General features: G+C 65.0%; 21 protein-coding genes and 1 pseudogene. 11 read left to right on the top strand and 11 right to left on the bottom strand.

The features are described from left to right. Window positions 1–63 precede the first annotated feature (63 nt). The 5 genes from slmA to IV113_RS09850 all read right to left on the bottom strand — a co-directional run bounded on the left by slmA (window position 64) and on the right by IV113_RS09850 (window position 5807). A complete protein-coding gene (gene slmA, locus IV113_RS09830) occupies window positions 64–756 on the bottom strand; it encodes a nucleoid occlusion factor SlmA (protein ID WP_291083793.1) in 693 nt (230 codons plus the stop codon). A gap of 178 nt (window positions 757–934) precedes the next feature. Further along, entirely contained in the window at window positions 935–1834 is a 900-nt protein-coding gene (gene argB / locus IV113_RS09835; protein WP_291083796.1) for an acetylglutamate kinase, read from the bottom strand. Between the two features lie 332 nt (window positions 1835–2166). Beyond that, the gene (locus tag IV113_RS09840; protein WP_291083799.1) at window positions 2167–3276 is read right to left on the bottom strand and encodes a M14 family metallopeptidase; all 1110 of its coding nucleotides are present in this window, start codon (window positions 3274–3276) and stop codon (window positions 2167–2169) included. Then, on the bottom strand, window positions 3273–4490 hold the full coding sequence (locus IV113_RS09845) for a M20 aminoacylase family protein (protein WP_291083802.1): 1218 nt from the start codon (window positions 4488–4490) through the stop codon (window positions 3273–3275). The genes IV113_RS09840 and IV113_RS09845 overlap by 4 nt, the downstream gene beginning before the upstream one ends. Before the next feature lie 165 nt (window positions 4491–4655). Then, a complete protein-coding gene (locus IV113_RS09850; protein ID WP_291083805.1) occupies window positions 4656–5807 on the bottom strand; it encodes an ABC transporter substrate-binding protein in 1152 nt (383 codons plus the stop codon). A 97-nt stretch (window positions 5808–5904) separates the two neighbouring features. Here IV113_RS09850 and IV113_RS09855 point away from each other — a divergent pair, with 97 nt between their 5' ends. The 3 genes from IV113_RS09855 to IV113_RS09865 are packed head-to-tail and all read left to right on the top strand — an operon-like array spanning window position 5905 to window position 9390. After that, window positions 5905–7947: a molybdopterin oxidoreductase family protein gene (locus tag IV113_RS09855; RefSeq protein ID WP_291083808.1), complete on the top strand. Its 2043-nt coding sequence runs from the start codon at window positions 5905–5907 to the stop codon at window positions 7945–7947. A 40-nt stretch (window positions 7948–7987) separates the two neighbouring features. Beyond that, window positions 7988–9046 carry an aminopeptidase gene (locus IV113_RS09860; RefSeq protein ID WP_291084168.1) on the top strand — a complete coding sequence of 353 codons (1059 nt, stop codon included), beginning with the start codon at window positions 7988–7990 and terminating at the stop codon, window positions 9044–9046. 20 nt (window positions 9047–9066) lie between these two features. Further along, complete coding sequence (locus IV113_RS09865; RefSeq protein ID WP_291083811.1) at window positions 9067–9390, top strand: polyhydroxyalkanoic acid system family protein; 324 nt, start codon at window positions 9067–9069, stop codon at window positions 9388–9390. Between the two features lie 3 nt (window positions 9391–9393). On the opposite strand, the gene IV113_RS09870 is transcribed toward IV113_RS09865, so the two are convergent. Further along, a complete protein-coding gene (locus IV113_RS09870; RefSeq protein WP_291083813.1) occupies window positions 9394–9648 on the bottom strand; it encodes an acyl-CoA-binding protein in 255 nt (84 codons plus the stop codon). A 290-nt stretch (window positions 9649–9938) separates the two neighbouring features. Between IV113_RS09870 and IV113_RS09875 the strand changes: the two genes are divergently transcribed. Beyond that, entirely contained in the window at window positions 9939–11372 is a 1434-nt protein-coding gene (locus IV113_RS09875; RefSeq protein ID WP_291084171.1) for a wax ester/triacylglycerol synthase family O-acyltransferase, read from the top strand. Window positions 11373–11430: 58 nt separating this feature from the next. Here the strand turns inward: IV113_RS09875 and IV113_RS09880 are convergent, their stop codons facing one another. Both IV113_RS09880 and IV113_RS09885 read right to left on the bottom strand, forming a co-directional pair. Then, window positions 11431–12201, bottom strand: a complete 771-nt coding sequence (locus IV113_RS09880; RefSeq protein WP_291083815.1) for a type III pantothenate kinase — start codon at window positions 12199–12201, stop codon at window positions 11431–11433. A 53-nt stretch (window positions 12202–12254) separates the two neighbouring features. Next, window positions 12255–12923: a helix-turn-helix transcriptional regulator gene (locus IV113_RS09885; protein WP_291083817.1), complete on the bottom strand. Its 669-nt coding sequence runs from the start codon at window positions 12921–12923 to the stop codon at window positions 12255–12257. A 183-nt stretch (window positions 12924–13106) separates the two neighbouring features. On the opposite strand from IV113_RS09885, the gene IV113_RS09890 reads away from it, so the two are divergent. Next, window positions 13107–14348, top strand: coding sequence for a HAMP domain-containing sensor histidine kinase (locus tag IV113_RS09890; RefSeq protein ID WP_291083819.1), 1242 nt, complete (start codon window positions 13107–13109; stop codon window positions 14346–14348). Next, complete coding sequence (locus IV113_RS09895; protein ID WP_291083822.1) at window positions 14348–15334, top strand: response regulator; 987 nt, start codon at window positions 14348–14350, stop codon at window positions 15332–15334. The genes IV113_RS09890 and IV113_RS09895 overlap by 1 nt, the downstream gene beginning before the upstream one ends. Here the strand turns inward: IV113_RS09895 and cqsA are convergent. The 3 genes and pseudogenes from cqsA to IV113_RS09910 all read right to left on the bottom strand — a co-directional run. After that, on the bottom strand, window positions 15322–16569 hold the full coding sequence (cqsA, locus tag IV113_RS09900; RefSeq protein WP_291083824.1) for an alpha-hydroxyketone-type quorum-sensing autoinducer synthase: 1248 nt from the start codon (window positions 16567–16569) through the stop codon (window positions 15322–15324). The genes IV113_RS09895 and cqsA overlap by 13 nt on opposite strands. Window positions 16570–16745: 176 nt before the next feature. Continuing rightward, complete coding sequence (locus IV113_RS09905) at window positions 16746–17165, bottom strand: rhodanese-like domain-containing protein (RefSeq protein ID WP_291084174.1); 420 nt, start codon at window positions 17163–17165, stop codon at window positions 16746–16748. Window positions 17166–17369: 204 nt separating this feature from the next. Then, window positions 17370–17936, bottom strand: a pseudogene (locus IV113_RS09910) (MBL fold metallo-hydrolase); the annotation flags it as partial. 228 nt (window positions 17937–18164) lie between these two features. Here IV113_RS09910 and IV113_RS09915 point away from each other — a divergent pair. The 5 genes from IV113_RS09915 (at window position 18165) to icmF (ending at window position 26332) form a co-directional block, all read left to right on the top strand. Continuing rightward, window positions 18165–19283, top strand: a complete 1119-nt coding sequence (locus IV113_RS09915) for a TRAP transporter substrate-binding protein (protein WP_291083827.1) — start codon at window positions 18165–18167, stop codon at window positions 19281–19283. A 59-nt stretch (window positions 19284–19342) separates the two neighbouring features. Continuing rightward, window positions 19343–19963, top strand: coding sequence for a TRAP transporter small permease subunit (locus IV113_RS09920; RefSeq protein WP_291083830.1), 621 nt, complete (start codon window positions 19343–19345; stop codon window positions 19961–19963). Next, a complete protein-coding gene (locus tag IV113_RS09925; protein WP_291083832.1) occupies window positions 19960–21969 on the top strand; it encodes a TRAP transporter large permease subunit in 2010 nt (669 codons plus the stop codon). Before IV113_RS09920 ends, IV113_RS09925 begins: the two co-directional genes overlap by 4 nt. A gap of 137 nt (window positions 21970–22106) precedes the next feature. Beyond that, on the top strand, window positions 22107–22997 hold the full coding sequence (locus IV113_RS09930; protein WP_291083835.1) for a PPK2 family polyphosphate kinase: 891 nt from the start codon (window positions 22107–22109) through the stop codon (window positions 22995–22997). A 41-nt stretch (window positions 22998–23038) separates the two neighbouring features. Beyond that, window positions 23039–26332 (top strand): fused isobutyryl-CoA mutase/GTPase IcmF, encoded by a 3294-nt coding sequence (gene icmF, locus IV113_RS09935; RefSeq protein ID WP_291083838.1) that lies wholly within the window; start codon window positions 23039–23041, stop codon window positions 26330–26332. Window positions 26333–26358: the final 26 nt, after the last annotated feature.

The raw sequence follows: 26358 nt of genomic DNA on the forward strand, positions 1-26358 counted from the left end.
GTTTAGGTGCGAAGCCCTAAAAGACACACCACGGCACCGAGCCATGGTGGACGCTGCAGTTGCTCAGAGCCGGCCGACGGGCAGCAGCAGCGCGAGGCTGTGCTCGAGGCTCTCGCTGGGCGAGCGCTTGAAGCCGCTGCGCGCGAAACGCTGCAGCCGGCCCACGCAAAAGGCCGTGATGACCGACGCATCGGCCTGAGCGTCCACCGTGGGTGTGGCCACGCCGGCCACCACGGCCGATTCACGCAGGTTCTGCCGCAGCACCGATTCGATCTTGTCGAAGAACAGGTTCATGCGTTGTTGCAGGCGGTCGTTTTCGAACACCAGTGCGTCCCCCACCATCACACGCGTCATGCCGGGGTTCTTCTCGCCGAACTGCAGCAACAGCGTGACGAGCTTGCGGCAGCGCGCGTTGGCATCGGGTTCACGCTCGCCGAGCTGATTGACCAGGCCGAACACCGACTGCTCGATGAATTCGATCAGGCCTTCGAACATCTGGGCCTTGCTGGCGAAGTGGCGGTAGAGCGCGGCTTCGCTGACTTCGAGCCGTGCCGCCAGGCCAGCGGTGGTGATGCGCTCGGCACCGGGCTGCTCCAGCATGGTGGCCAGCGCTTCCAGGATCTGCACCCGGCGCTCGCCAGGTTTGGGCCGCTTGCGACCGGTGCCCTCGGCATGCGCAGCGGCTTCGATCACGCTGGCCGCTTCAAGCGCTGCGGCGTCTTCCGGGGAGGGAGACTCGGGGACATTGGAGGTCATGGGCAGGCGGTCCGATCGGTGGGGCTGATGGGTGCTGATGGCCGCAGTGCCGGCCCTGGTGCGTCTTCCTGTTACGAATTTTCGCACATCGCCGCAGCGCCACGAACCCAACGGGGGCGGGGTACCCGATGTCAGTGGGTGATCGCACTCCGCACCCTTCGACGGCGCGCCCCTGGGGTCAGTGACTTTTGATCATGGTGCCGAAGGGCTCGTTGCCGAGCACCTCCAGCAGGAGCGCGTGCGGTACCCGCCCATCAATGATGTGCACTGCGTTCACGCCGCTCTTGGCCGCGTCCAGTGCGCCGGCGATCTTGGGGATCATGCCGCCGGAGATGGTGCCGTCTTCCACCAGTTCGTCGATGCGGCGCGGCGTCAGTTCGGTGAGCAACTGGCCGTCCTTGTCGAGCACGCCGCGGATGTTGGTGAGCATGAGCAGCTTCTCGGCCTGCAGCACGGTGGCGAGCTTGGCGGCCACCACGTCGGCATTGATGTTGTAGCTCTCGTTGTTCTCGCCAAAGCCGATCGGGCTGACCACGGGAATGAACTGGTCGTCCTGCAAGGCCTTCACCACGCTGGGGTCGATGCTGACGATGTCGCCCACCTGGCCCACATCGTGCTCGAGGTTCGGGTCTTTCTGGTCGGTCATGCGCAGCTTCTGCGCGCGGATCATGGCGCCGTCGCGCCCGGTCAGTCCCACGGCCTTGCCACCGGCCTGGTTGATCAGGCCCACGATGTCCTGCTGCACCTCACCGGCCAGCACCCACTCCACCACCTCCATGGTCTCCGGGTCGGTCACGCGCATGCCCTGGATGAACTGCCCCTGCTTGCCCAGGCGCTTGAGCAGCGTCTCGATCTGCGGTCCGCCGCCGTGCACCACCACCGGGTTGATGCCCACCAGCTTGAGCAGCACCACGTCCTCGGCGAAGTCCTGCTGCAGGGCCGGGTCGGTCATGGCATTGCCGCCGTACTTGATGACCATGGTCTTGCCGTGGTACTTGCGGATGTAGGGCAGCGCCTGGGCGAGGATCTCGGCTTTGTCGCGGGGGGAGATGGTGGTGACGTCTGGGGGGGTGGTCATGGCTTCTTTGCTTTGTGCGGTTTCGAAATTGTAGGCCTCGGTTGTGATGTTTTTTCTTGCGTGGCAGGCCAGAAGGGAAGTCCGATTCCCATCCCGATTCCGCTTGTTGCCGCGTGGCCGGGCTGAGCAGCGCAGGGGCGCTCGGACAAAGGGGCGCGCACTGTTTGAGCGCAGCGAGTTTGCGCGCACCCCGAGCGAACCGAGCAGCGCAAGGAAGCCCGCAGGGCCCCGGACTTCGGCTCGCCTTTCTTTTGCTTACTTTTCTTTGGCGAAGCAAAGAAAAGTGAGTCGGCCGCCGGGCCGAGACCCGGCTAGCCACGACAGAAACAACATCACGACGAAGAAGAAGAGGCAAGCCCAGAAACGGCCTGAAACAAAACCTGCCGAGCCTGCACAACAACCCGCGCCTTCCACTCATCCGTGTCCACATAAAAAGCCGCCAACACCCGAGCCTTGATCGCAGCACGCAAGGCCTCGGGCGCTTCGGGGTGCAGGTGCAGCCAGTGGTCCCCACGCAGCGCGTCGATCACCTCTTCGATCGGCACCGTGCCGTACTCCATTGCGATGCCGGTGTACTGCGCCTGCGGGCATTCTTCGTACGCGGCGCTCCACATCAAGCCGGTCAACAGGGCCGACGTCGACGAGCCGTCGTAGATGGAGGTCACCGGTGTCTGTCCACCGCCGCCCCACCATGCTCGAGCACGCTCCAGCGCCACCGCGTCGTCGCGGCAGGCGCAGATGCGCTCGCCCAGCCCGCTCTCGCCCAGCCCGGTGTGCAGGTCGATCCACGCGAGGTGGCGGGCCTGCCTGCAGTGACGGCGCAGCACGTCTCGCAAGGTGCGGTTGCTCCAGGTGGCATCAACACCGCCATAAAACAGGCCATCGGCAAACGCATGCTGCCCCTGAGACACGGCGGCCTGAAAGCGGGTCAGGCCGTGGGTCTGGATGTGGGCCCCGATGGCCGCGACGTTGTCGGGCCCCGGCGGCCATTGCTTGGGCAACAACAGCTCGTGCAGTTCCGCATAGGCCTCGTTGGCGGGCAGCGGTTGGCTGAAGTCCTGGAAGTTGCGGTTCAGGTCGACGTTCTCGTGCGTGACGCGGCGCACCCACGAAAAACCGTGCGGGTTGAGGGCGTGGATGTAGAGCACAGCCACGCCAGCGGCCCGCGCGTGTTCGCGCCATTCTGCGTCGTGTGCGGCGAACACCTGCACACCCGAGCCGCAGTAGCCCTCCACACCATGGCAGGCACTGCTGACGATCAGCAGCCGCTCCGCGGATGGGTCGCCATCGAGCGCCACATCCATCGCGAGCACTTCGCCATCGCGACCCGGCAGGGGATGGTTGTGGCTGGAGATCGCCATGCCTGCGCTGGCGGCCGCTTCCAGAAACTTCACCCGGGCCCGGGCGTACGACGGGGAGAACGCGTCGGCTGGTGCGATCAAGCAGCGGCCCCCGGGCGCGGGGTGCCCAACCACTTTTCGGCCAGCTGCACCCAGTAGGTGGCGCCCAGCGGAATCAGGTCGTCGTTGAAGTCGTAGCTGGGGTTGTGCAGCATGCAGGGGCCGCCGCCGTGACCCATTTCGCGGTGCGCGCCGTCGCCGTTGGCAATGAAGGCGTAGCAGCCTGGGCGGGCCTGCAGCATGTAGGCGAAGTCTTCCGCGCCCATCGTGGGCTCCTGCTCCACCACACGATCGGCACCCACGATGTCGGCCATGACCTCGCGCGCGAACGCGGTCTCGACGGCGTGGTTGATGGTGGGCGGGTAGTTGCGTTTGAACTGGAATTCGACCGTGGCGCCGAAGGCCGCGCTGGTGTGCTCGGCAATCTCCTGCATGCGGCGTTCGATCATGTCGAGCACCTCGTAGGTGAAGGTGCGCACGGTGCCCTGGATCTCGCAACTGTCGGGCACCACGTTGGTGGCCTCGCCGGTGTGGATCATGGTGACCGAGATCACGCCGGCGTCCACCGGCTTCTTGTTGCGCGAGATGATGGTCTGGAAGGCCATGACCATCTGGCAGGCCACCGGCACCGGGTCGATGCCGTTGTGGGGGAGTGCGGCGTGCGCGCCCTTGCCGCGGATGGTGATGTGGAATTCGTTGCTCGACGCCATCACCGGGCCGGCACTGGCAGCGAAGGTGCCCACCGCCATGCCTGGCCAGTTGTGCATGCCGAACACCGACTCCACCGGGAACTGCTCGAACAGACCGTCCTTGATCATCTCGCGCGCGCCGCCACCGCCTTCTTCGGCCGGCTGGAAGATCAGATAGACCGTGCCGTCGAAGTTGCGGTGCTTGGCAAAGTGCTGCGCTGCGCCGAGCAGCATGGCGGTGTGGCCGTCGTGGCCGCAGGCGTGCATCTTGCCGGCGTGCTGGCTGGCGTGGGCAAAGGTGTTGTGCTCCTGCATGGGCAGGGCGTCCATGTCGGCGCGCAGGCCGATGGCACGACCGCTCTTGCCGCCGTCGCGCCCGTGCACGATGCCCACCACACCGGTGGTGCCCATGCCGCGGTGCACGGGAATGCCCCATTCGGTGAGTTTGTCCGCCACCACATCGGCGGTGCGCACTTCCTTGAAACAGAGTTCGGGGTGTGCGTGGATGTCGCGGCGCACGGCCGCGATGCTGGCGGCCTGCGTGAGGATGGAGTCGATGAGTTTCATGAGGACCTTTGCGTGCCGTGACAGGGGCATCGAAAACAAAAGGTCATGGTACCGAAGAGCTGCATGCGCCGAGGCTGCGCAGGAGACACCCCCATCAACATGCGGGCCACTTGACCTGGTTGGTGACGATCAAGTGATCACCACGCGAGGACGAGGCAAGCCCGCCTATCGGCGAATGCGACCGTCTTCGGTCAGCAGCGTGAGTTCAACAAACCGGGAGCCGGTGTGTTTTGTCGGTCCGAAGTCCAACGGGAACCCGCCCAGATTCACGTTCTGCATGCCTTGCACGGCGTTGATGAAGCCCTCGCGCGTGAGCGCCCTCCCCGCGCGGCGCACACCTTCGGTGAACACCTTGGCCGCCACGAAGCCTTCCATGCCCGAGTAGTTGGGCTCGATGCCGCGCTTCTCCTTGATGGCCGCCAGGTACTCGCCTGAAAGCGGTGTGGCCGGCGTGTAGGGGAAGGGCATCACCTGGCTCACGGACACACCACGGGCCTCCGCCCCGAGCTCGTCGATCAGGGCCTGGGTGCCGACAAACGAGACGTTGTAGAAGTTGCCGTGGAATCCGGCACGGCGCGCCTGCCGCACAAAGGTGGCCACCGCCTTGTAGGCCCCGATCTGCACGATGGCCTCGGGTTTCTGGGCCAGGATGTCCTTCACCGCCTGCTCCACATCGATGGTGTTGCGCTCCACCGTGCCCAGGGCCACGGGCTCCATGGTCATGGCGGTCATGGCCCGGGTCACACCCTCCAGACCGGTCTTGCCGTAGGCGTCGTTCTGGTAGAAGACCGCGATCTTCTTGATGCCGGTGGAGGTGATCTGGCGAACGATGGCGGCCGTCTCGTCAAAGTAGGAGGCGCGCACATGGATGGCGTAGCGGTTGAACGGATCGCGCAGTGCCTGTGCACCGGTGAACGGTGCGAAGAACGGCACCTTGGCGGTGGTGGCCAGCGGCAAGGCGGCCAGGCTCGTGGGCGTGCCGATGTAGCCAAACAGGGCGAACACGTCATCCGCAATGAGCTGGCGGGTGTTGGCGACACAGCGCTCGGGCTCGTAGCCGTCGTCCAGCCGTTTGATCTCGATCGTGCGGCCCTGGACGCCGCCCTTCGCGTTGACCGTGTCGAAGTAGGCCTGCGCCCCCAGATGGAACTGCAAGCCCAGCTGCACGGCTGCACCGGTGAAAGGTGCGGACTGCCCCAGGACGATGCGGGCGTCGGTCAAGGCGGAGCTCTGCGCGCTGGCGGAGGCGCCCCAGGAAGCCAGAGCCCCCGAGCCGACCAGCTTGCACACTTGGGATAGGGCTTCACGACGCTGCATGCGGATACTCCTGATATGCTGATTTGGACACCGAGCAGGGTAAAGCAAGCGCCCTGCCATCCCCCACGTCCCGACTCCTTTTGGCAACACCCATCCGATGAACACGACTGCGCTCACGATCCGCGGTGCCTGTCCCCACGATTGTCCGGACACCTGTTCCCTGGTCACCACGGTGGAGAACGGCGTGGCCGTGCGCGTGCAGGGCAACGCCGAGCACCGACACACCGACGGCGTGCTGTGCACCAAGGTGTCGCGTTACACCGAGCGCACCTACCACCCTGAGCGCCTGCTGCACCCGCTCAAACGCACCGGCCCCAAGGGCAGCGGGCAGTTTGAACGCGTGAGCTGGGATGAAGCACTGGATGCGATTGCCGACCGCCTGAAAACCATTGCCACCCGAGACCCGCAAGCTGTTCTGCCGTACAGCTACGCCGGCACCATGGGGCAGGTGCAGGGTGAAGGCATGGCCGCGCGCTTTTTCCACCGGCTCGGCGCCTCGTTCCTGGACCGCACCATCTGCGCATCGGCCGGCGGCGAGGCGCTGGTGCAGACCCTGGGTGGCAAGGTCGGCATGAAGGTGGAGCACTTTGCGGCCTCGAAGTTGATCCTGATCTGGGGCAGCAACTCCATCGGCAGCAACCTGCATTTCTGGCGTCTGGCCCAGCAGGCCAAGCGCGACGGCGCCCGTCTGGTCTGCATCGACCCGCGGCGTTCAGAAACCGCCGAGAAGTGCCACGAACACATCGCCCTGCGCCCGGGTACCGACGCGGCGCTGGCGCTCGCGCTCATGCACCAGCTCATCACGCACGACTGGCTGGACCACGACTACATCGCGCAGCACACGCTGGGCTGGGAAGGCCTGCGCGAGCGCGCGCTGCGGTGGCCGCCCGAGCGCGCGGCGAACGTCTGCGGCATTCCGGTGCAGCAGATCACCGATCTGGCGCGCGCCTACGGCACCACGAAGCCGGCCGCCATCCGCCTGAACTACGGCATGCAGCGCGTGCGGGGCGGCGGCAATGCGGTGCGCGCCATCGCCTGCCTGCCCGCGCTGGTGGGTGCCTGGCGGGAGTCTGCGGGCGGCCTGCTGCTCTCCAGCTCGGGCCTGTTCCCGGTTGACCGCGCGGCGCTGCACCGGCCCGACTTGCTGGCCGGCAGAAGCCCGCGCACGATCAACATGAGCACCATCGGCAACGATCTGCTCCATGAAGGTTCGGCCGGCTTCGGCCCGAAGATCGAGGCGCTCATCGTCTACAACAGCAACCCCGTGGCGGTGGCGCCCGAATCCGGCAAGGTGGTGCAGGGCTTCCTGCGCGAGGACCTGTTCACCGTGGTGCTGGAGCATTTCAAAACCGACACCGCCGACCACGCCGACATCATCCTGCCGGCCACCACGCAGCTCGAACACTGGGACATCCACACCAGCTACGGTCACACCGACGTGCTGCTCAATCGCCCGGCCATCGCACCCGTGGGCGAGGCGCGCACCAACACCGACATCTTCCGCGCGCTGGCCGCGCGCATGGGTTTTGACGATCCGTGTTTTCAGGACGACGACGAGACCCTGTGCCGCACCGCATTTGGCAACACGGTGGATTTCCAGCAACTGCTCGACCAGGGCTTCACCACCCTGCCCGTGCCTGAAGCACCGTATGCCAACGGCGGTTTCCCCACGCCCTCGGGCCGCTGCGAATTCTTCAGCGCGCGCCTGGCCGCGCAGGGCATGGACGGCCTGCCCGACCACCTGCCCAACCACGAACTGCAAGGCTCGTCGCCGGCCTACCCGCTGGCCATGATCTCGCCACCGGCGCGCAACTTCCTCAACTCCAGCTTCGTCAACGTGCAGAGCCTGCGCGACATCGAAGGCGAACCGCTGCTGGAAATCCACGCCGACGACGCAGCCCTGCGCGGCATCGAGAGCGGCCAGATGGTGCGCGTGTTCAACGACCGCGGCGAATACCGCTGCAAGGCCAAGGTGTCGACGCGGGCACGGCCCGGCGTGGTCAACGGCCTGGGCATCTGGTGGCGCAAGCTCGGACCCTCGGGCACCAACGTCAACGAAGTCACCAGCCAGCAACTCACCGACATGGGTCGCGGGCCAGTGTTCTACGACTGTCTGGTCGAAGTGGCCAGCGTGCCCTGAGGCCACCGTGAAGCAGCTGCCGGCACTCGCATTCGCGGCCATGCTGAGCGCCGGCTGCGCAACCAACACGACCGGCGTGGGCTACTACTGGCAGTCGGTCAGCGGGCATCTGAAAATGTTGCAGGCCGCGCGCCCGGTCGACGACTGGCTGGCTGACGACGCTGTTCCGTCCGGGCTCAAGGAACGGCTGGAGAAGGCGCGGCGCATCCGCCAGTTCGCGGTGAGCGAGCTGGCCCTGCCCGACAACGCCAGCTACCACCGCTACGCCGACCTGCAGCGGCGCGCCGCTGTCTACAACGTGGTGGCCGCGCCCGCGCTCTCGCTCACACTGGAGACCTGGTGCTTCCCGGTGGCCGGTTGCGTGGGCTACCGCGGCTACTTTCTGGAGTCGGACGCACGGGCCTTCGCCGACAGTCTGGATGAGGCACTGGAGGTGGCCGTTTATCCGGTTCAGGCCTACTCCACCCTCGGCTGGATGAACTGGGCCGGCGGCGATCCACTGCTCAACACCTTCATCACCTACCCCGAGGGCGAGCTGGCTCGCTTCATCTTTCACGAACTCTCGCACCAGGTGGTCTATGTGCAGAACGACACCGCCTTCAACGAGTCGTTCGCCACCACGGTCGAGCGGCTGGGCGCGGCACGGTGGCTCAACCGGTCAACCGACCAGGCCCGCGCCGACTACGCCACCTTCGACAACCGCCGCCGGGCTTTCCGCGCCCTCACCCGCTCGACCCGCGAGCGTCTCAAGGCCATCTATGAAGATGTCCACCTGCTGGACGACACCAAGCTGCAACGCAAAGCCGTCGCCATGAGGGATTTCCGGCAACAGTACGAGCGCCTGAAAGCCGGCTGGAACGGTTACGCCGGTTACGACCCCTTTGTGGCGGTGGCCAACAACGCCAGCTTTGCAGCGCAGGCGGCCTACGACGACTGGGTGCCTGCGTTTGAAGCGCTGTTCGAGCGCGAGGGCCGCGATTTCACACGGTTTTATGATGCGGTGCGCGCACTGGCCGATCGCCCGAAAGAAGAGCGCCAAGCCGCCCTGCGAGAGCTGGCGCCCACCGCCTGGGCAGCCACCCACCACGACCGCCCCTGACAACAACACGCGAGACACACATGGCCGACATCCACATCGAACGCGATCACCAACTCGGCATGGGCGCTGCGCGCAAGCTCGCCTGGCGCTGGGCGGAACAGGCCGAGAACGATTTCGACATGAGTTGCACCTATGAAGAAGGTGACGACTGCGACGAAGTGCAGTTCACCCGCTCGGGCGTGAGTGGCACGCTCAAGGTATCGGCGGACAAGTTTGAGCTCGATGCGCGCCTGGGCTTCCTGCTGGGCGCCTTCAAGGACCGCATCGAGAGCGAGATCGTGAAGAACCTCGACGAACTGCTGGCGGCGAAGAAGCCGGCCGCCAAAAAGAAGAAGGCTGGCTGACGCTCAGCTCAGGCTCTGGACGAGGTCGATGTACTGCTGCATCGCATCATCTTTTTCGGTGCCCTTGAAGCCGTTCCACGCGTCCCACTTGGCGCGACCGACCATGTCGCCAAAACCGGGCTTCTTGCCTTCCACATCTCCTTCGGCGGCTTGTTTGTACAAGGCGTAAATCTTCAGGAGAGTGGCGTTGTCGGGCCGCTCGCTCAGGTTCTTGGAATTCGCCACCGCGGCTTCGAATAGGGACTTGAGATCGGCCATGAATGCTCCTGTTGTTGAATGAATGGCCCGGCAGGCGCGCCGCGGGCTAAGGGCTCTCCCGCTATCTTACGGTTGGCGGCCTCTGCACAATAGGGCCACAACCCAAGACCCGCCCAGCCACCCGAGGAGCATCCATGGTTCAACGCGTTGCCGCCCGCAGCGGCACCCCGGCGGTGCGCGCCAGTCGCCCTGCCACTCGCCGCCCGAACGCCATCAACGGCGCCGCGGCTGGCGTGCTGCCAGCGGTGAAGCAGGCGCTGTCCAGCACGCTCGGGCTGGAAGGCGAGCGCATGAGCAAGGTCGACACGGCCTGGCTGCGCATGGATTCACCGTCCAATCTCATGATGATCGTGGGCGTCTGGATCCTCCAACCGGGCATCACCATCGAGTCCTTGAACGAACGGGTGCGCGAGCGTCTGCTGCCCTACCGCCGCTTCGTGCAGCTGGCGCGCGAAGACGCCACGGGTGCGCAATGGATAGCCGACGCCGACTTCCGCCTTGACCGCCATGTGGTCACGCACCGGCTCTCGCAAACCGGCGCGCAAAGCGAACAGGATGCCCTGCAGGCCCGCGTGGCCGAACTCGCCATGCAGCCGCTGGACCGCCAGCACCCGCTGTGGCGCTTCGAGCTGATCGAACAGTACGGTGGCGGCTCGGCGCTGGTCGCGCGCATCCACCACTGCATTGCCGACGGCATTGCGCTCATCAGCGTGATGATGAGCCTGGTCGACGGCGGCGGTGCACCGCCGCAGCGCAAGGACCGCAAGACGACCAAGCCCGGCCTGGACGGCGCCGAAGACTGGGTGGTCGACACACTGATCCGGCCGTTCGGCGATCTCACCGCCAAGGCGCTGGAGGCGGCTGGTGGCAGTGCCGCCAAGTCGTTTGCCATGCTGGCCTCCCCCCAACAGAGCCTGACCGACTCGCTCGGCCAGGCGGTTGATCTGGCGCGCATGGGTGGTCAGCTCGCCAGCGATCTGGCCGCACTCGCGCTCATGCCCGACGACTCGCCCACCCGGCTCAAGGGACAACCGGGCAACACCAAACGCGTGGCCTGGTGCGAACCGATACCGCTGGACGAGGTGAAAGCCATCGGCAAGGCACTGAACTGCTCGGTCAACGACGTGCTGCTGGGGTGCGTGGCCGGCGCCATCGGTGCTTACCTCCGAAGCCTGGGCGACGATCCCACCGGCCAGGAGATCCGCGCCATGGTGCCGATCAACCTGCGCCCGATGGAAGACGCCTGGAAACTCGGCAACCGGTTCGGGCTGGTGCCGCTGGTGCTGCCCATCGGTTGCACCAACCCGGTCGAACGTGTGTTCACCGTGCGCTCGCGCATGAACAATCTCAAGGGCAGCCTGCAACCCCTGCTGACCTTCGGTTTGCTCTCGGTGGCGGGCTTGCTGGTCAAGCCCGCGCAGGACGCCATGCTCAGCCTGTTCGGCCGCAAGACCACCGCGGTGATGACCAACGTTCCGGGCCCGGCCACCAAGCTCAAGGTCTGCGGCTCCACGCTGGAGCAAACGATGTTCTGGGTACCGCAGACCGGCACGGTGGGCCTGGGGGTGTCGATCCTGAGCTACGGTGGCGGCGTGCAGTTCGGTGTGATCGCCGACACCACCCTGTGCCCCGAACCGCAGCGGATCATCGACGAGTTCGAGCCCGAATTCCGGCGCTTGCTCACCCTCACCCTGATGCTGCCCTGGGGTGAAGCCAAGGCATAGCGCCCCCACGCTGCGCCTTGGGGCGGCCGGGCGCCGGATCGGTCTGCCCCAAGGGACTTCACGCGGTGGTCAAACGGCGCGACGCCATCTCCAGCAGCCCGTCAAAGATCAGGCCTTCCACCAGCTCGACCTGAAGGGCCATGCTGGGAGCCATCTTCCAGCCAGCGCCGCCGGTCATGAAACACACGGGTTCATCGCCGCAATGGCGGCGCAGGTTGTCCACCATGCGCTGCACCGCGCCGGCAATGGCGAAGGTGCCGCCGCTGGTGAGCGCGTCGCTGGTGTTGGTGGGGAAGTCACGCACCTCGCCGGTGGGCACGTGCAGGCCGGCCGTGCCGGACTCGAGCGCGCGCAGCATGATGCCGTGGCCGGGCAGGATGATGCCGCCCAGAAAACGCCCGTCGGTGTCGATGGCTTCCACCGTCACCGCGGTGCCCACCATCACCACCACACAAGGCCGCGCCAGGCCTCGCGAGACCAGGCGCTGGCGCGCACCGATGATGGCGACCCAGCGGTCCGAACCCAACCGTGCCGGGTGGTCGTAGCCGTTGATCACCCCCGCTTCTGCATTGCCGGAGACCACCCACTGCGGGGTCACGTCCCACAGTTCAAGCTGCTCTTCAACCCGGCGTTTGACTGCATCCCCCGCCACCACACAGCCCAACACCCACTGCGGGGCGCCCAGGTCGGCCCAATCACCTTCGGCCAGGGTTTCGATGTTTTCGAGAAACTGCGCACCCTGCGCGATCAGGCGTGAACCGGATCGCGGCTCCTCATACAGGGCCCATTTCAGGCGGGTGTTGCCAACGTCCAGGGCCAGAAAAGTCATGCGCGGATTATGACCACGGCAACCCCGGGGGGTTTGCGCACTGCAGCATCGGACTAAATCAGACCTATCCAACAGGCGCGCTGCACAGCCGCCAGCTTGTTGTCGGTCTTGAGCTTGCCCATGGCGTTGGCCAGGTGGTAGTTCACCGTGCGTTCCGAACAATCCATGCGAACGGCGGTTTCGCGCGCCGTCAGCCCTTCAAACGCCATGTTCAGGCTTTCCAGCTCGCGGGGGCTCAAGCCCACGCGAGCTTCGGCGATGGCACGGCGCAACATGGGCCAGATATTGAAAGCCGACCAGGCCAGCGCGGCCGCTTCGGAGCGATCGGCAAACGCCCGGGGGCTGAACATGAAACATTCAAAGGCGCGACCGGCGGGCAGGCTGAATGCCACGCGCACCAGTGTCTGGTAACCGTGTGCGAGCCACAGGCGGCGCCAGCGACTGGACTGTTCAAAAACGGATTTGGAGATGTCTTGCCAGGCCACGAGGGGCGCATCACTTTCGCGCCAACTGGCACCAAAATCGCGGCTGTCGGCCAAGGCCTGGGCGGCCGAGAGCAAGCGAGGGGGGTGCACCGCCAGCACCTCGCGCTCGTCTCTTCCGCCGGTGGGCGCCGGACCCAGCACCATGACGGCCTCAACGCCCTGATCATGCAGTGCGCAGACCCAGTCGGCCAGGATGCTGTCCAGGCTGACACTGTCAAAGTTGACAGGTAAGGTCATGGTTTGAAACAGCCTGTTGCACAGACAATGGGGTACGTGTTTGGGCAGCCGGTGCGGGCAACGGGTGCTCGACGATCAAAGGAGTACATATTGCCTCTGGACCGGTTGAGGTTGCACAGCGCCAAGGCGCGACTGTGGAGGTGGTTGCTGGACGAGGTGGTCCATGCACCCCTGGAACCCATTTTGCACCCATCCCGTGCACGGTTGCAGTACTTGGGTGCGTTCACCATTCTCGGCCATATCGCCTTTGGCTGGATCTGGATCGACCTGTTGCCGCAGCCCTACGAAAGCGTGCCTACCCGACTGGCCATGGCCAGCCTGGGCATCCCGCTGCTGTTCGGCATGATCAATCGGGACCTCACCTCCAAGGCCACGATCTGGATCTTTTCCCTGGCCAGCTGGTTGCAGTTACCGATGTTCTTTTCCTGGATGTACTGGCTCAACGACGGCAACGACGTCTGGCTGGCCAGCGTGTCCTGCATGCTGGTGATCTACTACCACCTCACCGACTGGCGGGTGGCCACATTGGGTGTTGTCGCGGGAGCGGGGCTCAGCCTGGGGCTGACACAGATGCTGGGAATACCGCTGACGGAAGCCGCCACACGGCCCGATCATCTGGTCGTGCTGGCCTTCGCATGGGGCGCGGCCGTGATGCTGGGGGCCTCCAGCGCCAACTTGCGCCGCACGCGCCTGATCAACACGCTCAGCACCATGGGCGTGATGGCGCATGAGCTGCGCACGCCGCTGGCCACCGTCCACCTGATGGGCGACGTGCTGCGCAACCTGTCGCAGCACGACTTGCCGGAGGCCAAACAGAAAAGGTTCGACGAGCTGGCCACCCGGTTGCAGAACCTGGTGCGCAGCATGAACCGGCAGATCGATACCCAGATATCGAATGCACAACTGATTCGACTGCCCCGCGACAAGTCCTCGATCCGCGCGGCCGAACTGGTGCAGGACGTGGTGCTGCACTACCCCTACCGCTCGTCCAGGGAGCGAGATTGTGTTCAGGTGCACATCCAGCAGGACTTTCACTTCGTTGCCTCCCGCCAGCTGTTCTCCCAGGTGCTCACCAATCTGATGAAGAACGCGCTGCACGCGCTGGCCTCGGCCAGCAATGCACCCAGTCCGGGCGACTTGCGGCTGGACGTGGGTGTGCACCACGGCAAGGGCCGCATTGCAGTATCTGACGACGGAATCGGCATTGCCCACGAACAGCAGACGAGAATCTTCGAACCGTTCTTTTCCACGCTGGCAGGTGCTGGCAACGGCCTGGGTCTGACGTTCTGCAAAAACGTGGTGGAAGCGGCGCAGGGAACTCTCAGCGTGCATTCGGAACCCGGCGTGGGCGCGGTGTTCATGATCGATCTTCCGATCCCGACCCCGACTCCCGCGACTTCATCCTCCCACTCGCTGACAACCTGATGGCACTGACGATCCCCTTATTCCACCGTCCTGGCAGCATCCTGTTTCTGGACGATGACACCGACTACCTCGACATGCTCGGTATGGTGATTCCGACGCATTGGCAGGTGGAACTGTTTTCGCGCCCGTCTGGGTTTGCGCAGCGCATGCAGCAGGAGCCTGCCCGGTGGGAAGCCGACGCCATGCTGCAGTTGCAGATGATCGAACGCTGGCGCCAGGGGCAGGCGCTGCTGCCGCAGATCCTGCGCTACTGGTCGGTGAACCCGGCGCGCTACCAGTTGGTGAAGACCTGCGTGGTCGACTACGCGATGCCCGGCACCGACGGCTTGAAGGTGCTCAACACCCTGCTGGACTGGCCCGGCTCACGCGTGCTGCTGACCGGCCAGGCCGACGAGCAGATCGCGATCCAGGCCTTCAACAACGGACTGATCGACCAATTCGTGCCCAAACAGACGACCGACATCACGCGCCACCTGATGGGTGTCTTGCGCAAGCTCATGCACGCACCCCACCCCCGCCTGAACACGCTGTGGCGCGGCGCGCTGCAGCCGTCGCAACAATCGCTGCTGCAGATTCCTTCCATCGCGCAGGCCTTGCAGACCTTCGCCAGCCAGAACTGGGTTGAATACGCCGTGCTGGGTGAGCCGTTTGGCCTGATCGGCCTGGACGGCGTGGGCGACGCACACTGGCTGCAGCTGGAGCCCACCAGCAGCCTCGCCGACCTGGCGGAACTGGCTGGCTCGGCCGGCCTGGGGTTCGACGTGGTGCGCGCTGTGCAGGCGGGCAACCAGCTGGCGGCCGTGGAACTGCACCAGCAGCTCAATCTGAGCGGACCGGTGCGCACTGCGCCGGCTTTCAGCCTGGGTGAGGACAAGCTGATCACGGCGGCGGTGTTCTCACTTGACGCCACGGACCTGCCGCATCCCATCTACGGCTACCGGCGCTTTCTGGACGCCGAAGGCCACCGCAGCGTTCAGGACAACTGAGCGCAGGCCGCGCGGGCGCGCCGCGCAATTGGCCAGTCCCACGGCTTGACCACCGGCGCCAACTCACGCGCCACGGCGGCCACATGGTCGAGCTCGGCATCGGTGAGCGCTGCGTGCAGCGTGAGGCGCACCATGGTGCGGTTGCGGCTGGTGGCCGGCGCACAGAACACCGCACCAAACACATCCCGCTCCTCCAGCAGATCGCGCAGCACCATGGTGGCGGGTTCGGTGCCAGCCTCCAGGGCGATGATCTGTTCGGTGCCTTGGTGGATCGGGTAACCCAGGTCGCTGAGCATGCCGCGCAACTGGCGCGTGTGGGCATGCAGGCGCGCGCGCTCGGTGTCGCTGCGGCGGATCACCTCCAGCGTGGCGTCCAGTGCGGCAATCTCGTGCGGCAGCAAGCACGAGCTGAACATGTTGGGGTAGCTGGTGCTCAGCACGTAGTTGCGCATGGCCGCGGGCACGCTCAGGAAACCGGCGCGTCCGGCGAACGCCTTGGCCAGGCTGGCGGTGATGAAGTGCACCCGGTGGCTCAAACCGAGCTCGGCGCACAGGCCCGCGCCCTGCGGGCCGTGCGTGCCCAGGGAATGCGATTCGTCCACCAGCGTCATGCAGCCCCAGCGCTCGGCCACCTCCACCACCTGCACCAGAGGCGACACGGCGCCCGTGGTGCTGTAGATCGAATCCACCACGATCACACCGGCGCCGTGGCGCTGCACCAGCCGCTCCAGGTGTTCGGCGTCGTTGTGACGGAACGGGTGGGTGGTGGCCCCGGCGCGGCGCGCACCTTCCCACAGCGAGGTGTGGGCCAACGTGTCCATGTAGATCACGGTCTTTTCGTCGGCGATCGACTGCAGCAGGCCCAGATTGGCCGCGTAGCCCGACTGGCAGATGAGGCCGTCTTCCTGACCCAGCATGTGGGCGAGTTTGAGTTCGAGCTTGCGCGCGGGGTGTTCGTCAAGCAGGAACACGCCGGACTGGATGACGAACTCGGAGTCGGTCTTGATCGACAGCGTCTGCGCTTGAACGATCTCGGAATGGCCGGTGAGGCTGAGGTAGTCGTTGCCGTTGAGCCGCACCGCGCCGGGACCCGCCTCTCGGCCATGCAGCAGTGAGCGCCCGCTCCAGAGCGTGTCCCAACGGGTGGTGAATTCGCGCTGAATGCGCCCCGCCAGATGATCGGAGATCGGGGGGCTGGAGGGTGCCTTTTCCCGAGAGCAGGCCAACGACGTCATGGAGCAATCCTTTTGGAATGGAAAACCCCATTGAAAAAGAAATTCGTGAAAAAACACACGAACCCTGTCAGCCCTGACAGGGGTAGTGACGCTTTCTTCTCAAATTGCAGGCAAGTCGCGCGACCAGCGGTGGCCGACCAACTGCCTGGTAGCAGGGACCTCGCGCGCTTCAGCGCTCAGTTCTGGCGCCAGGGCAGCGCCCGGTGTCGCCAGCCACCTTGCTGCCCGCGGTGCGCATGCGCATCCGGATCACCCTCGAATCCCTCCAGGATGTTGTAGGCCTCCAGGCCGAGTTCGGTGGCGCGTTTGGCAGCGGCGATCGATCGCACGCCGCTGCGGCACAGCAACACGATCTTTTTGTCGCCGGCTGCCTGACGCACCTGCGCGTCGAAGTCGGGGTTCATCGCCATGCCGGGCCACTGCTTCCACGCCACCGGCACCGCGCCGGGCACGAAGCCGACCCACTCGCGCTCGGCATCGGTGCGCACGTCCACCAGCACAGCCTCGCCGGCCTGCACCCATTGCCACGCCAGTTGCGGCGTCACATCGCCCGCGTAGCTGCCCGTGTGCGGGCCGGCCGCGGGCCGGGGCTCCATGAACAGGACGCCGCCCGCGTCGTGACGCTGTCCCGACATGAGATTGGCAGGCACGGCCTCGTCGATGCGTCGGGGTTTGGGCAGATTGAGCGACTCCATCAAGGCGATGAACTCGGACTCGCTCTTGCCCGCGACACGTTCGTTGTGCTTCTTCTCGGCGCCGATGGTGGAGTGGTGACGACCGTGGTAGTCGTGTCCGGGCCAGACGGTGGTGTCCTCCGGCAGATTGAACAGCACCTGGGTGATGCTGTGAAAAAGGTCTTTTGCACTGCCCGACTGGAAATCGGTGCGGCCACAACCGCCGATGAGCAGCGTGTCGCCGGTGAACACGTGGTGCCTCCAGACCAGGCTCATGCTGCCGGCGGTGTGCCCCGGGGTGTGCAATGCACGCAGCACTTCCCCGCCAAAACTCAGCGTGTCGCCGTGCGCAAGCTGCACGCCGGCGGTACCGATGCCGCAACCTTGGGGCGCTGCCGTCTTCGCCCCTGCCAGTTCGGCCAGCTTGCCGGCGCTGGTGATGTGGTCCGCATGAGCATGGGTTTCCACCGTCCAGACCAGTTTCAGGCCGTACTCGCGCAGCACGGCGAGATCGCGCTCGATCTGGTCATCCACCGGGTCGATGATGAGGGCGTCGCGGGTGATCTGGTCGAACAGCACATAGGTGAAGGTGCTGGAGGCTGGATCGAAAAGCTGGATCGGTTTCATGGCGCATAGCATGCCACTGCCCGGACTCTGTGGATTGACCCAAGTCGAATGCGACGTTGTTAGCATGCAAACTTGCACCGGACTTACACCCTGCTGACGCAGCGGTTTTTTGCACACGAGATGCCCGACTCAAACAACCGCCACACGCACTTCGAGAGGCTTTTCGTACACCATTTTTACCCTATGGCAGGCGCAACGTCAGACAAAGGAATCATGGTCGGTGAAAACCCTGTCGAGGGGGGCGAGCTGCGGGCCGCATGATGAACGACCTCAACCCAGACTGGAGACAAACACATGTCAGACAAGAAAACCGTGACATCACGCCGCGGCATGCTGAAGGGCGCGGCCGTTGCGGCAGGCGCCATGTCGGTGCCGATGATTGCGACCGCACAGACCACGTCGCTGCGCTTCCAGAGCACCTGGCCCTCCAAAGACATCTTCCACGAGTACGCCCAGGACTTCGCCAAGAAGGTCAACGACATGGCGGGCGGCAAGCTCAAGATCGAAGTGCTGCCGTCGGGCTCCGTGGTGCCGGCTTTCCAGCTGCTCGAGGCAGTGGCCAAAGGCACGCTGGACGGCGGCCATGGCGTCGTGGCTTACCACTACGGCAAAAACTCGGCGCTCGCCCTGTGGGGTTCCGGCCCTGCGTATGGCATGGATCCCAACATGGTCCTGGCCTGGCACAACTACGGCGGCGGCAAGGCCCTGCTGGAAGAAATCTACGCCAGCCTGAACCTGGATGTGACCTCCTTCCTGTACGGCCCGATGCCCACCCAGCCACTGGGCTGGTTCAAGAAGCCTGTGGCCAAGGTGGCCGACATGAAGGGCCTGAAGTTCCGCACCGTGGGCCTGGCCGTTGACGTGTTCACCGAAATGGGCACCGCGGTGAACCCGCTGCCCGGGGGCGAGATCGTGCCCGCGCTGGACCGCGGCCTGATCGACGCAGCCGAGTTCAACAACGCATCCTCGGACCGCCTGCTGGGCTTCCCCGATGTGGTGAAGAACTGCATGCTGCAGAGCTTCCACCAGTCGGGCGAGCAGTTCGAAATCCTGTTCAACAAGACCAAGCTCAATGCCCTGCCGGCCGAGCTGAAGTCCATCGTCGACTACGCCGTGCAGGCGGCCAGTGCCGACATGAGCTGGAAAGCCATTCAGCGCAACTCGCAGGACTACATCGAGCTGAAGAAGCAAGGCGTGAAGTTCTACAAGACCCCCGACGCGATCCTGCGTGCGCAGCTCGAAGCCTGGGACAAGACCATCGCCAAGAAGGCTGGGGAAAACGCCATCTTCAAGAAGGTGCTGGATTCGCAAAAGGCATTTGCCCAGCGCGCCGGCCAATGGCAAAACGACTACATGGTCGATTTCAAGATGGCTTACAACCACTACTTCGGCAAAGGCGCCAAGAAGTCCTGATCGGACTTAGCTGTACTCGGGGCGCCTGCAGGCGCCCCTTTCTGTTTCTGGAAATTCACATGCAAAAGTTGTTACTGGCGGTGGACCGCCTCTCCACCTGGTTCGGCAAGGCCTGCGCCTGGACCGTCATCGGACTCACGCTGTTGATCACCTGGGAAGTGTTCTCCCGCTATGTGCTCAACACACCTCACGCCTGGGTGCTTGATGCCCAGATCATGTTGTACGGCGTGCTGTTCATGAGCGCGGGTGCCTACACGCTGGCCAAGAGTGGCCACGTGCGCGGTGACGTCCTTTATGGCTTTTTCAGCCCGCGCACTCAAGCCGGGTGGGACCTGGCCCTTTACATCCTCTTCTTCCTGCCCGGCATCGTGGCCCTGACCTACGCCGGGTGGTTCTTTGCCAACGAATCACTCGCCATTCGCGAGCAGACCTTCAACGCCGATCCGCTGCCGGTCTACCCGTTCAAATTCGTCGTGCCGATCGCCGGCGCCTTCCTGCTGCTGCAGGGTTTCGTGGAAATCATCCGCTGCGTCATGTGCCTGCAGACCGGCGAGTGGCCCAAGCGTGAGGAGGACGTGGAAGAAGTGGACGTGGACAAACTCAAAGAAATGGTGAACGTGAAAGATGCCGACATTGATGCGCTGGACAGCCTCGTGGTGAAGCAGGGAGGCCAGCCATGAAGATTCGCAAGGAACTGTGGTTCGGCTTCTCGCTGATGGCGCTCATCGGCTCGGCCGCACTCACCATGGTGTTCAGCGTGGACACCATGACCAACGGTCACTATGGCCTGCTGATGCTCTCGCTGGTGGTGGTTGCCATCATGCTGGGCTTCCCCACCGCCTTCACCCTCATGGGCATGGGCATGATGTTCGCGTTCTTCGCCTACCACTCGGGCACACAGACCGCGGGCGGCGCCATGCAGCAGACGCTGGACCTGATGGTGCAGCGCGCGTTCTCGGTGATGGGCAACGACGTGCTGATCTCGATCCCGCTGTTCGTGTTCATGGGCTATCTCGTGGAACGCGCCAATCTGATCGACAAGCTGTTCCGCAGCCTGCACCTGGCCCTGGCCCGTGTGCCGGGCTCGCTGGGTGTGGCCACGCTGGTGACTTGCGCGGTGTTCGCCACCGCCACCGGCATCGTGGGTGCGGTCGTCACGCTCATGGGTTTGCTGGCCCTGCCGCAGATGCTGCGCGCCGGCTACGACGTGCGCCTGTCGGCCGGTGTCATCACCGCTGGTGGCTGCCTGGGCATCCTGATCCCGCCCTCGGTGCTGTTGATCGTGTACGGCGCCACCGCCGGCGTGTCGGTGGTGCAGCTGTATGCAGGTGCCTTCTTCCCCGGCATCATGCTGGCCGGTCTGTACATCCTGTACGTGATCATCATGGCCAAGATCAAGCCGGCTTGGGCGCCGCCGCTCACCGCAGCGCAGCGCTTCGTGCCGCTGCCGGCGCCGCTGACGGCCATCGGTGCCACCGGCGACGGCTGGGCCGTGTCCAACCTGATCAAGGCACTCAAAGGCCGGCGCAACCAGGACGTGTCCGCCAAGTACCTGCTGGGCCAGTTGGGCATCGCACTGCTGCCAGCGATCCTGTTCGCCGCCGTGGCCTTCGCCAGTTACCAGAGCGCCACCACCGTGGTGCCGGTGGAAACCTACGAAGAGCTGCAGCCCATGGGCGCTGGCGCCAACGTGGACGAGAACACCAGCGAAGGTGGTCTGGCCGAACCCGAAGCCGAAGAAGGCGGTCTGGCTGAACCCCCATCCGACGACGCGGTGGCCGAGCCACCGGGTGCACAGGAAGGCGCCGTGGCCGAACCACCCGGTGCCGAGAAAGAGGCTCCTGCGGCTGGCGCGGCACCCGATGCCGTGGCCGAGCCGGCTGCTGCTGCAGCTCCCGCAGGTGAGGCCGCAGAGCCTGCTGCCACCACCAAGCCAGCCTCCATGAGCTTCTGGATCGGCCTGGCCGTGGGTCTGCTGGCCATGGTGATCTTCTACGCCATCCTGAGCTTCACGCGGTTGGAAGTCTTCAAGATGCTGCTCTCCAGCTTCTTCCCGCTGCTGGTGCTCATCCTGTCGGTGCTGGGTTCGATCGTCTTCGGTCTGGCCACGCCCACGGAAGCGGCAGCGGTGGGCGCCTTCGGCGGCTTCCTGCTGGCGGCGGCCTACCGACAGCTCACCTTCAGTGTGGTCAAGGAAAGCGTGTTCCTCACGGCCAAGACCAGCGCCATGGTGTGCTGGCTGTTTGTGGGCTCGGCCATTTTCTCGGCGGCCTTCGCGCTGCTGGGCGGGCAGGAACTGGTCGAGACCTGGGTGCTGAGCATGAACCTGTCCAAGACCGAGTTCCTGATCTTGTCGCAGGTGCTGATCTTCATCCTGGGCTGGCCGCTGGAGTGGACCGAGATCATCGTGATCTTCATGCCCATCTTCATCCCGCTGCTGGACAACTTTGGTGTGGACCCGCTGTTCTTCGGCCTGCTGGTGGCGCTGAACCTGCAAACCGCCTTCCTGAGCCCGCCCGTGGCCATGGCGGCCTTCTACCTCAAGGGCGTGTCGCCCAAGCACGTGACGCTGAACCAGATCTTTGTCGGCATGCTGCCTTTCATGGGCATCCAGATCCTGGCCATCGTCCTGCTCTACCAGTTCCCGGCCATCGGCATGTGGCTGCCACAGGTGCTCTACCGCTGATCCAGCGGGCAGCAACCATGCAGAACCAGGGGCGCGCAAGCGCCCCTTTTTTTGCCGATACGCGGTAACATTACGTTTACGTAAACGTCAACCAAACGGGCCCGCAAGAAAGTGCCCGTGCACCGAACGGAACCCCCATGCCCAGCACGACCGACGCCGCCCTGCCCTTCCCCGCCCGTGCCATCCTGGCCGGCAAAGGCAGTCCCTGGCAGGACTGGCAGGTGAGCCCCGGCAACGGCAGCAAGAAGGCCAAGGGCGTCTCACTCAAGTCGTTCAAACCCGACGCCAAGCCGTTTTCCAGCGGCAGCAAGTCTGCTGACCAGGCGGCCCTGGCCATCCTGGCCGAAGAGCTCGACGCGCTGCAGAACCTCTTCCATGCCGACGGCCGCTACAAGCTGCTGGTGATGCTGCAGGGCACCGACACCTCGGGCAAGGACGGCACGGTGCGTGGCGTGTTCGCGCGCACCAGCCCGCTGGGCGTGCACACCGTCGGCTGGAAAGCGCCCACCGAGGCCGAGCGCGACCACGACTACCTCTGGCGCATCCACCAGAAAGTCCCGGGCGCCGGCGAGATGATGATCTTCAACCGCAGCCATTACGAAGACGTGCTGGTGCCTGCGGTCAATGGCTGGATCACGCCGCAGCAGACGCTGCAACGCTACGAACACATCAAGGATTTCGAGCGCCTGCTGGCCGAGACCGGCACGGTGATCCTCAAGTTCATGCTGCACATCGGCAAGGACGAGCAACGCGAGCGCCTGCAGGAGCGGGTGGACGATCCCGAAAAACACTGGAAATTCAGCCTGAGCGACCTCGACGTGCGCAAGCAATGGGATGACTACCAGAGCACCTACGAAGCCTTCCTCAACGCCACGAGCACCCCCTGGGCACCCTGGACCGTGGTGCCGGCCGACTCCAAGACACACCGCAACCTGATGATCGCCACCATCGTGCGCGACACGCTCAAGGCGCTGGACTTGCGCTTTCCGCCCGAAGACCCGAAGCTGTCCGGCCTGAAGATCGCCTGACGCCTGCCACCCCTTTTCCGCTACCGACCCAGAGACACACCATGAGCAACCTTGCCGCCGAATACCAGGCCCTGGCCAACTACCGCCCCACGCACAAGGTGCGCTTCGTCACCGCTGCGAGCCTGTTCGACGGGCACGACGCGGCCATCAACATCATGCGGCGCATCCTGCAGGGCATGGGCGCCGAGGTGATCCACCTGGGCCACAACCGCTCGGTGGACGAGGTGGTGACCGCCGCGCTGCAGGAAGACGCGCAGGGCATCGCGATCAGCTCTTACCAGGGCGGTCACGTGGAGTACTTCAAGTACATGGTCGATCTGCTCAAGAGCCGCGGCGGTGAACACATTCAGGTGTTTGGCGGTGGCGGTGGCGTGATCGTCCCAAGCGAAATCCGCGAGCTGCAAGAGTACGGCGTGACCCGGATCTACAGCCCGGAAGACGGGCAAAAGATGGGCCTGGCCGGCATGATCGGCGAGATGGTGATGCGTTGCGACCGCGACCTCAGTCCGTACGCGCCGACGTCGCTGGCCGCCATTGAAGGTCAGGGTGAGATGAACTGGCGCGCGCTGGCCCAACTCATCACGGTGCTGGAAAACGGCAACGCGGATGCAGCCATCGTCGCTGCCTTGCGCGAGCAGGCAAAAACGAAGAAGGTGCCCGTGCTCGGCATCACCGGCACGGGTGGCGCGGGCAAGTCCTCGCTCACCGACGAACTCATCCGCCGCCTGCGGCTGGACCAGGACGACAGCCTGCGCGTGGCCGTGATCAGCATCGACCCGTCGCGCCGCAAGAGTGGTGGCGCCCTGCTGGGCGACCGCATCCGCATGAACGCCATCAATCCGTGGCAGCAAGGTCAGCGGGTCTACATGCGCAGTCTGGCCACGCGCGACTTCGGCAGCGAGATCAGTGCCGCCCTGCCCGACGTGATCGCCGCCTGCAAGTGCGCCGGCTTCGACCTCATCGTGGTCGAGACCTCGGGTATCGGCCAGGGCGACGCGGCCATCGTGCCGCACGTGGACGTGCCCATGTACGTGATGACACCGGAGTTCGGCGCGGCCAGCCAGCTCGAGAAGATCGACATGCTGGACTTCGCGGCGTTTGTGGCCATCAACAAGTTCGACCGCAAGGGCTCGCTCGACGCCTTGCGCGACGTCTCCAAGCAGGTACAGCGCAACCAGGAAGCCTGGAGCACGCCGCCGGACCAGATGCCGGTGTTCGGCACCATGGCCGCGCGTTTCAACGACGACGGCGTGACCGCGCTTTACCAGGGCCTCAAGGCGCGCCTGGGTGACATCGGCCTGCCGCTCAAAGAAGGTCGCTTGCCCACCGTGAAGGTCCGCCACAGCACCAACCAGACGCCCATCGTGCCGCCGGCGCGCACGCGTTACCTGGCCGAGATCAGCGACACGGTGCGCGGCTACAAGAAGAAGGCGATCGAGCAGGCCAAGCTGGCGCGCGAGATCCAGCAGCTGTCTGAGACCGCACGCATGCTGCGTGTGGAAAAACCCGAACGCTCGCGCGCCGCCGAAGCCGTGATCGACCTCGCTCAGGTGCGCGAGCTGGATCAGGACCCGGCCGCACGCAAGCTGCTCACCCAGTGGCCCGACATGCAGAAGGCCTACGCGGGCGACGAGTACGTGGTGAAGATCCGCGACAAGGAAATCCGCACCGCGCTCACCACCAAGAGCCTCTCGGGCACGACCATCCGCAAGGTCGCGCTGCCCAAGTACGAGGACCACGGCGAAATTCTGAAATGGTTGATGCTGGACAACGTGCCGGGCAGCTTCCCTTACACCGCCGGCACCTTCGCCTTCAAGCGCGAAGGTGAGGACCCGACCCGCATGTTCGCCGGTGAGGGCGATGCTTTCCGCACCAACACACGCTTCAAGCTGCTCTCGGCCGGCACACCGGCCAAGCGCCTGTCCACCGCATTCGACTCGGTCACGCTCTACGGCAACGACCCCGATCCGCGCCCCGACATCTACGGCAAGGTCGGCAACTCGGGTGTGAGCATCGCCACGCTGGACGACATGAAGGTGCTCTACGGCGGCTTCGACCTGTGCCACCCGGCCACCTCGGTCTCCATGACCATCAACGGCCCGGCGCCCAGCATCCTCGCGATGTTCATGAACACCGCGATCGACCAGAACCTGGAGAAGTTCGAGCTTGAGAACGGCCGCGCGCCCACCGACACCGAGGCCGCCAAGATCCGCGAGTGGGTGCTGGCCAATGTGCGCGGCACGGTGCAGGCCGACATCCTGAAGGAAGACCAGGGCCAGAACACCTGCATCTTCTCGACCGAGTTCTCGCTCAAGGTGATGGGCGACATCGCCGAGTACTTCGTGCACCACGACGTGCGCAACTTCTACTCGGTCTCCATCAGCGGGTATCACATCGCCGAGGCCGGCGCGAACCCGATCAGCCAGCTCGCGTTCACGCTCTCCAACGGCTTCACGTTTGTCGAGGCGTACCTGGCGCGCGGCATGCACATCGACGACTTCGCACCCAACCTGTCGTTCTTCTTCAGCAACGGCATGGACCCGGAGTACACCGTGCTGGGCCGCGTGGCGCGGCGCATCTGGGCGGTGGCCCTGCGCGACCGCTATGGCGCCAACGAGCGCAGCCAGAAGCTCAAGTACCACGTGCAGACCAGTGGCCGCTCGCTGCACGCGCAGGAGATCCAGTTCAACGACATCCGCACCACGCTGCAGGCGCTGATCGCGATCTACGACAACTGCAACACGCTGCACACCAACGCCTTCGACGAAGCCATCACCACGCCGACCGAAGAGTCGGTGCGCCGCGCGATGGCGATCCAGCTCATCATCAACCGCGAGTGGGGCCTGGCGAAGAACGAGAACCCCAACCAGGGCGCCTTCATCATCGACGAGCTCACCGAGCTGGTGGAAGAAGCCGTGCTGCAGGAGTTCGAGAAGATCGCCGAGCGCGGCGGCGTGCTGGGCGCGATGGAAACCGGCTACCAGCGCGGCAAGATCCAGGACGAGTCCATGCACTACGAGATGCTCAAGCACACGGGCGAGTACCCGATCGTGGGCGTGAACACCTTCCGCAATCCGCACGGCGACGCGACACCCGACACGCTGGAGCTCGCACGCTCGACCGACGAAGAGAAGCAGAACCAGCTCAAACGCCTGGCCGAGTTCCACGCGCTGCACGCGGGTGAATCGCCCGCCATGCTGCAGCAACTGCGCCAGGCCGTGATCGAGAACGGCAACGTGTTCGAGGTGCTGATGCAGGCGGTGCGCGTGTGCTCGCTCGGCCAGATCACCTCGGCCCTGTTCGAGGTGGGCGGCCAGTACCGCCGCAACATGTGAGCACCATTTGAGAGCGGGCGCGAAGC

Source organism: Hydrogenophaga sp. (assembly GCF_018780385.1).
Lineage (GTDB): Bacteria > Pseudomonadota > Gammaproteobacteria > Burkholderiales > Burkholderiaceae_C > Hydrogenophaga.

Excerpts from the sequence above, each read along its gene's own strand:
- IV113_RS09915 (WP_291083827.1), top strand. The coding sequence starts at position 18,165 with ATGTCAGACAAGAAAACCGTGACATCACGCCGCGGCATGCTGAAGGGC.
- argB (WP_291083796.1), bottom strand. The coding sequence starts at position 1,834 with ATGACCACCCCCCCAGACGTCACCACCATCTCCCCCCGCGACAAAGCC.
- IV113_RS09865 (WP_291083811.1), top strand. The coding sequence starts at position 9,067 with ATGGCCGACATCCACATCGAACGCGATCACCAACTCGGCATGGGCGCT.
- IV113_RS09875 (WP_291084171.1), top strand. The coding sequence starts at position 9,939 with ATGAGCAAGGTCGACACGGCCTGGCTGCGCATGGATTCACCGTCCAAT.
- IV113_RS09860 (WP_291084168.1), top strand. The coding sequence starts at position 7,988 with ATGCTGAGCGCCGGCTGCGCAACCAACACGACCGGCGTGGGCTACTAC.
- IV113_RS09895 (WP_291083822.1), top strand. The coding sequence starts at position 14,348 with ATGGCACTGACGATCCCCTTATTCCACCGTCCTGGCAGCATCCTGTTT.
- IV113_RS09920 (WP_291083830.1), top strand. The coding sequence starts at position 19,343 with ATGCAAAAGTTGTTACTGGCGGTGGACCGCCTCTCCACCTGGTTCGGC.
- cqsA (WP_291083824.1), bottom strand. The coding sequence starts at position 16,569 with ATGACGTCGTTGGCCTGCTCTCGGGAAAAGGCACCCTCCAGCCCCCCG.
- IV113_RS09925 (WP_291083832.1), top strand. The coding sequence starts at position 19,960 with ATGAAGATTCGCAAGGAACTGTGGTTCGGCTTCTCGCTGATGGCGCTC.
- icmF (WP_291083838.1), top strand. The coding sequence starts at position 23,039 with ATGAGCAACCTTGCCGCCGAATACCAGGCCCTGGCCAACTACCGCCCC.
- IV113_RS09885 (WP_291083817.1), bottom strand. The coding sequence starts at position 12,923 with ATGACCTTACCTGTCAACTTTGACAGTGTCAGCCTGGACAGCATCCTG.
- IV113_RS09850 (WP_291083805.1), bottom strand. The coding sequence starts at position 5,807 with ATGCAGCGTCGTGAAGCCCTATCCCAAGTGTGCAAGCTGGTCGGCTCG.
- IV113_RS09845 (WP_291083802.1), bottom strand. The coding sequence starts at position 4,490 with ATGAAACTCATCGACTCCATCCTCACGCAGGCCGCCAGCATCGCGGCC.
- IV113_RS09880 (WP_291083815.1), bottom strand. The coding sequence starts at position 12,201 with ATGACTTTTCTGGCCCTGGACGTTGGCAACACCCGCCTGAAATGGGCC.
- IV113_RS09905 (WP_291084174.1), bottom strand. The coding sequence starts at position 17,165 with ATGGAGCCCCGGCCCGCGGCCGGCCCGCACACGGGCAGCTACGCGGGC.
- IV113_RS09870 (WP_291083813.1), bottom strand. The coding sequence starts at position 9,648 with ATGGCCGATCTCAAGTCCCTATTCGAAGCCGCGGTGGCGAATTCCAAG.
- slmA (WP_291083793.1), bottom strand. The coding sequence starts at position 756 with ATGACCTCCAATGTCCCCGAGTCTCCCTCCCCGGAAGACGCCGCAGCG.
- IV113_RS09930 (WP_291083835.1), top strand. The coding sequence starts at position 22,107 with ATGCCCAGCACGACCGACGCCGCCCTGCCCTTCCCCGCCCGTGCCATC.
- IV113_RS09855 (WP_291083808.1), top strand. The coding sequence starts at position 5,905 with ATGAACACGACTGCGCTCACGATCCGCGGTGCCTGTCCCCACGATTGT.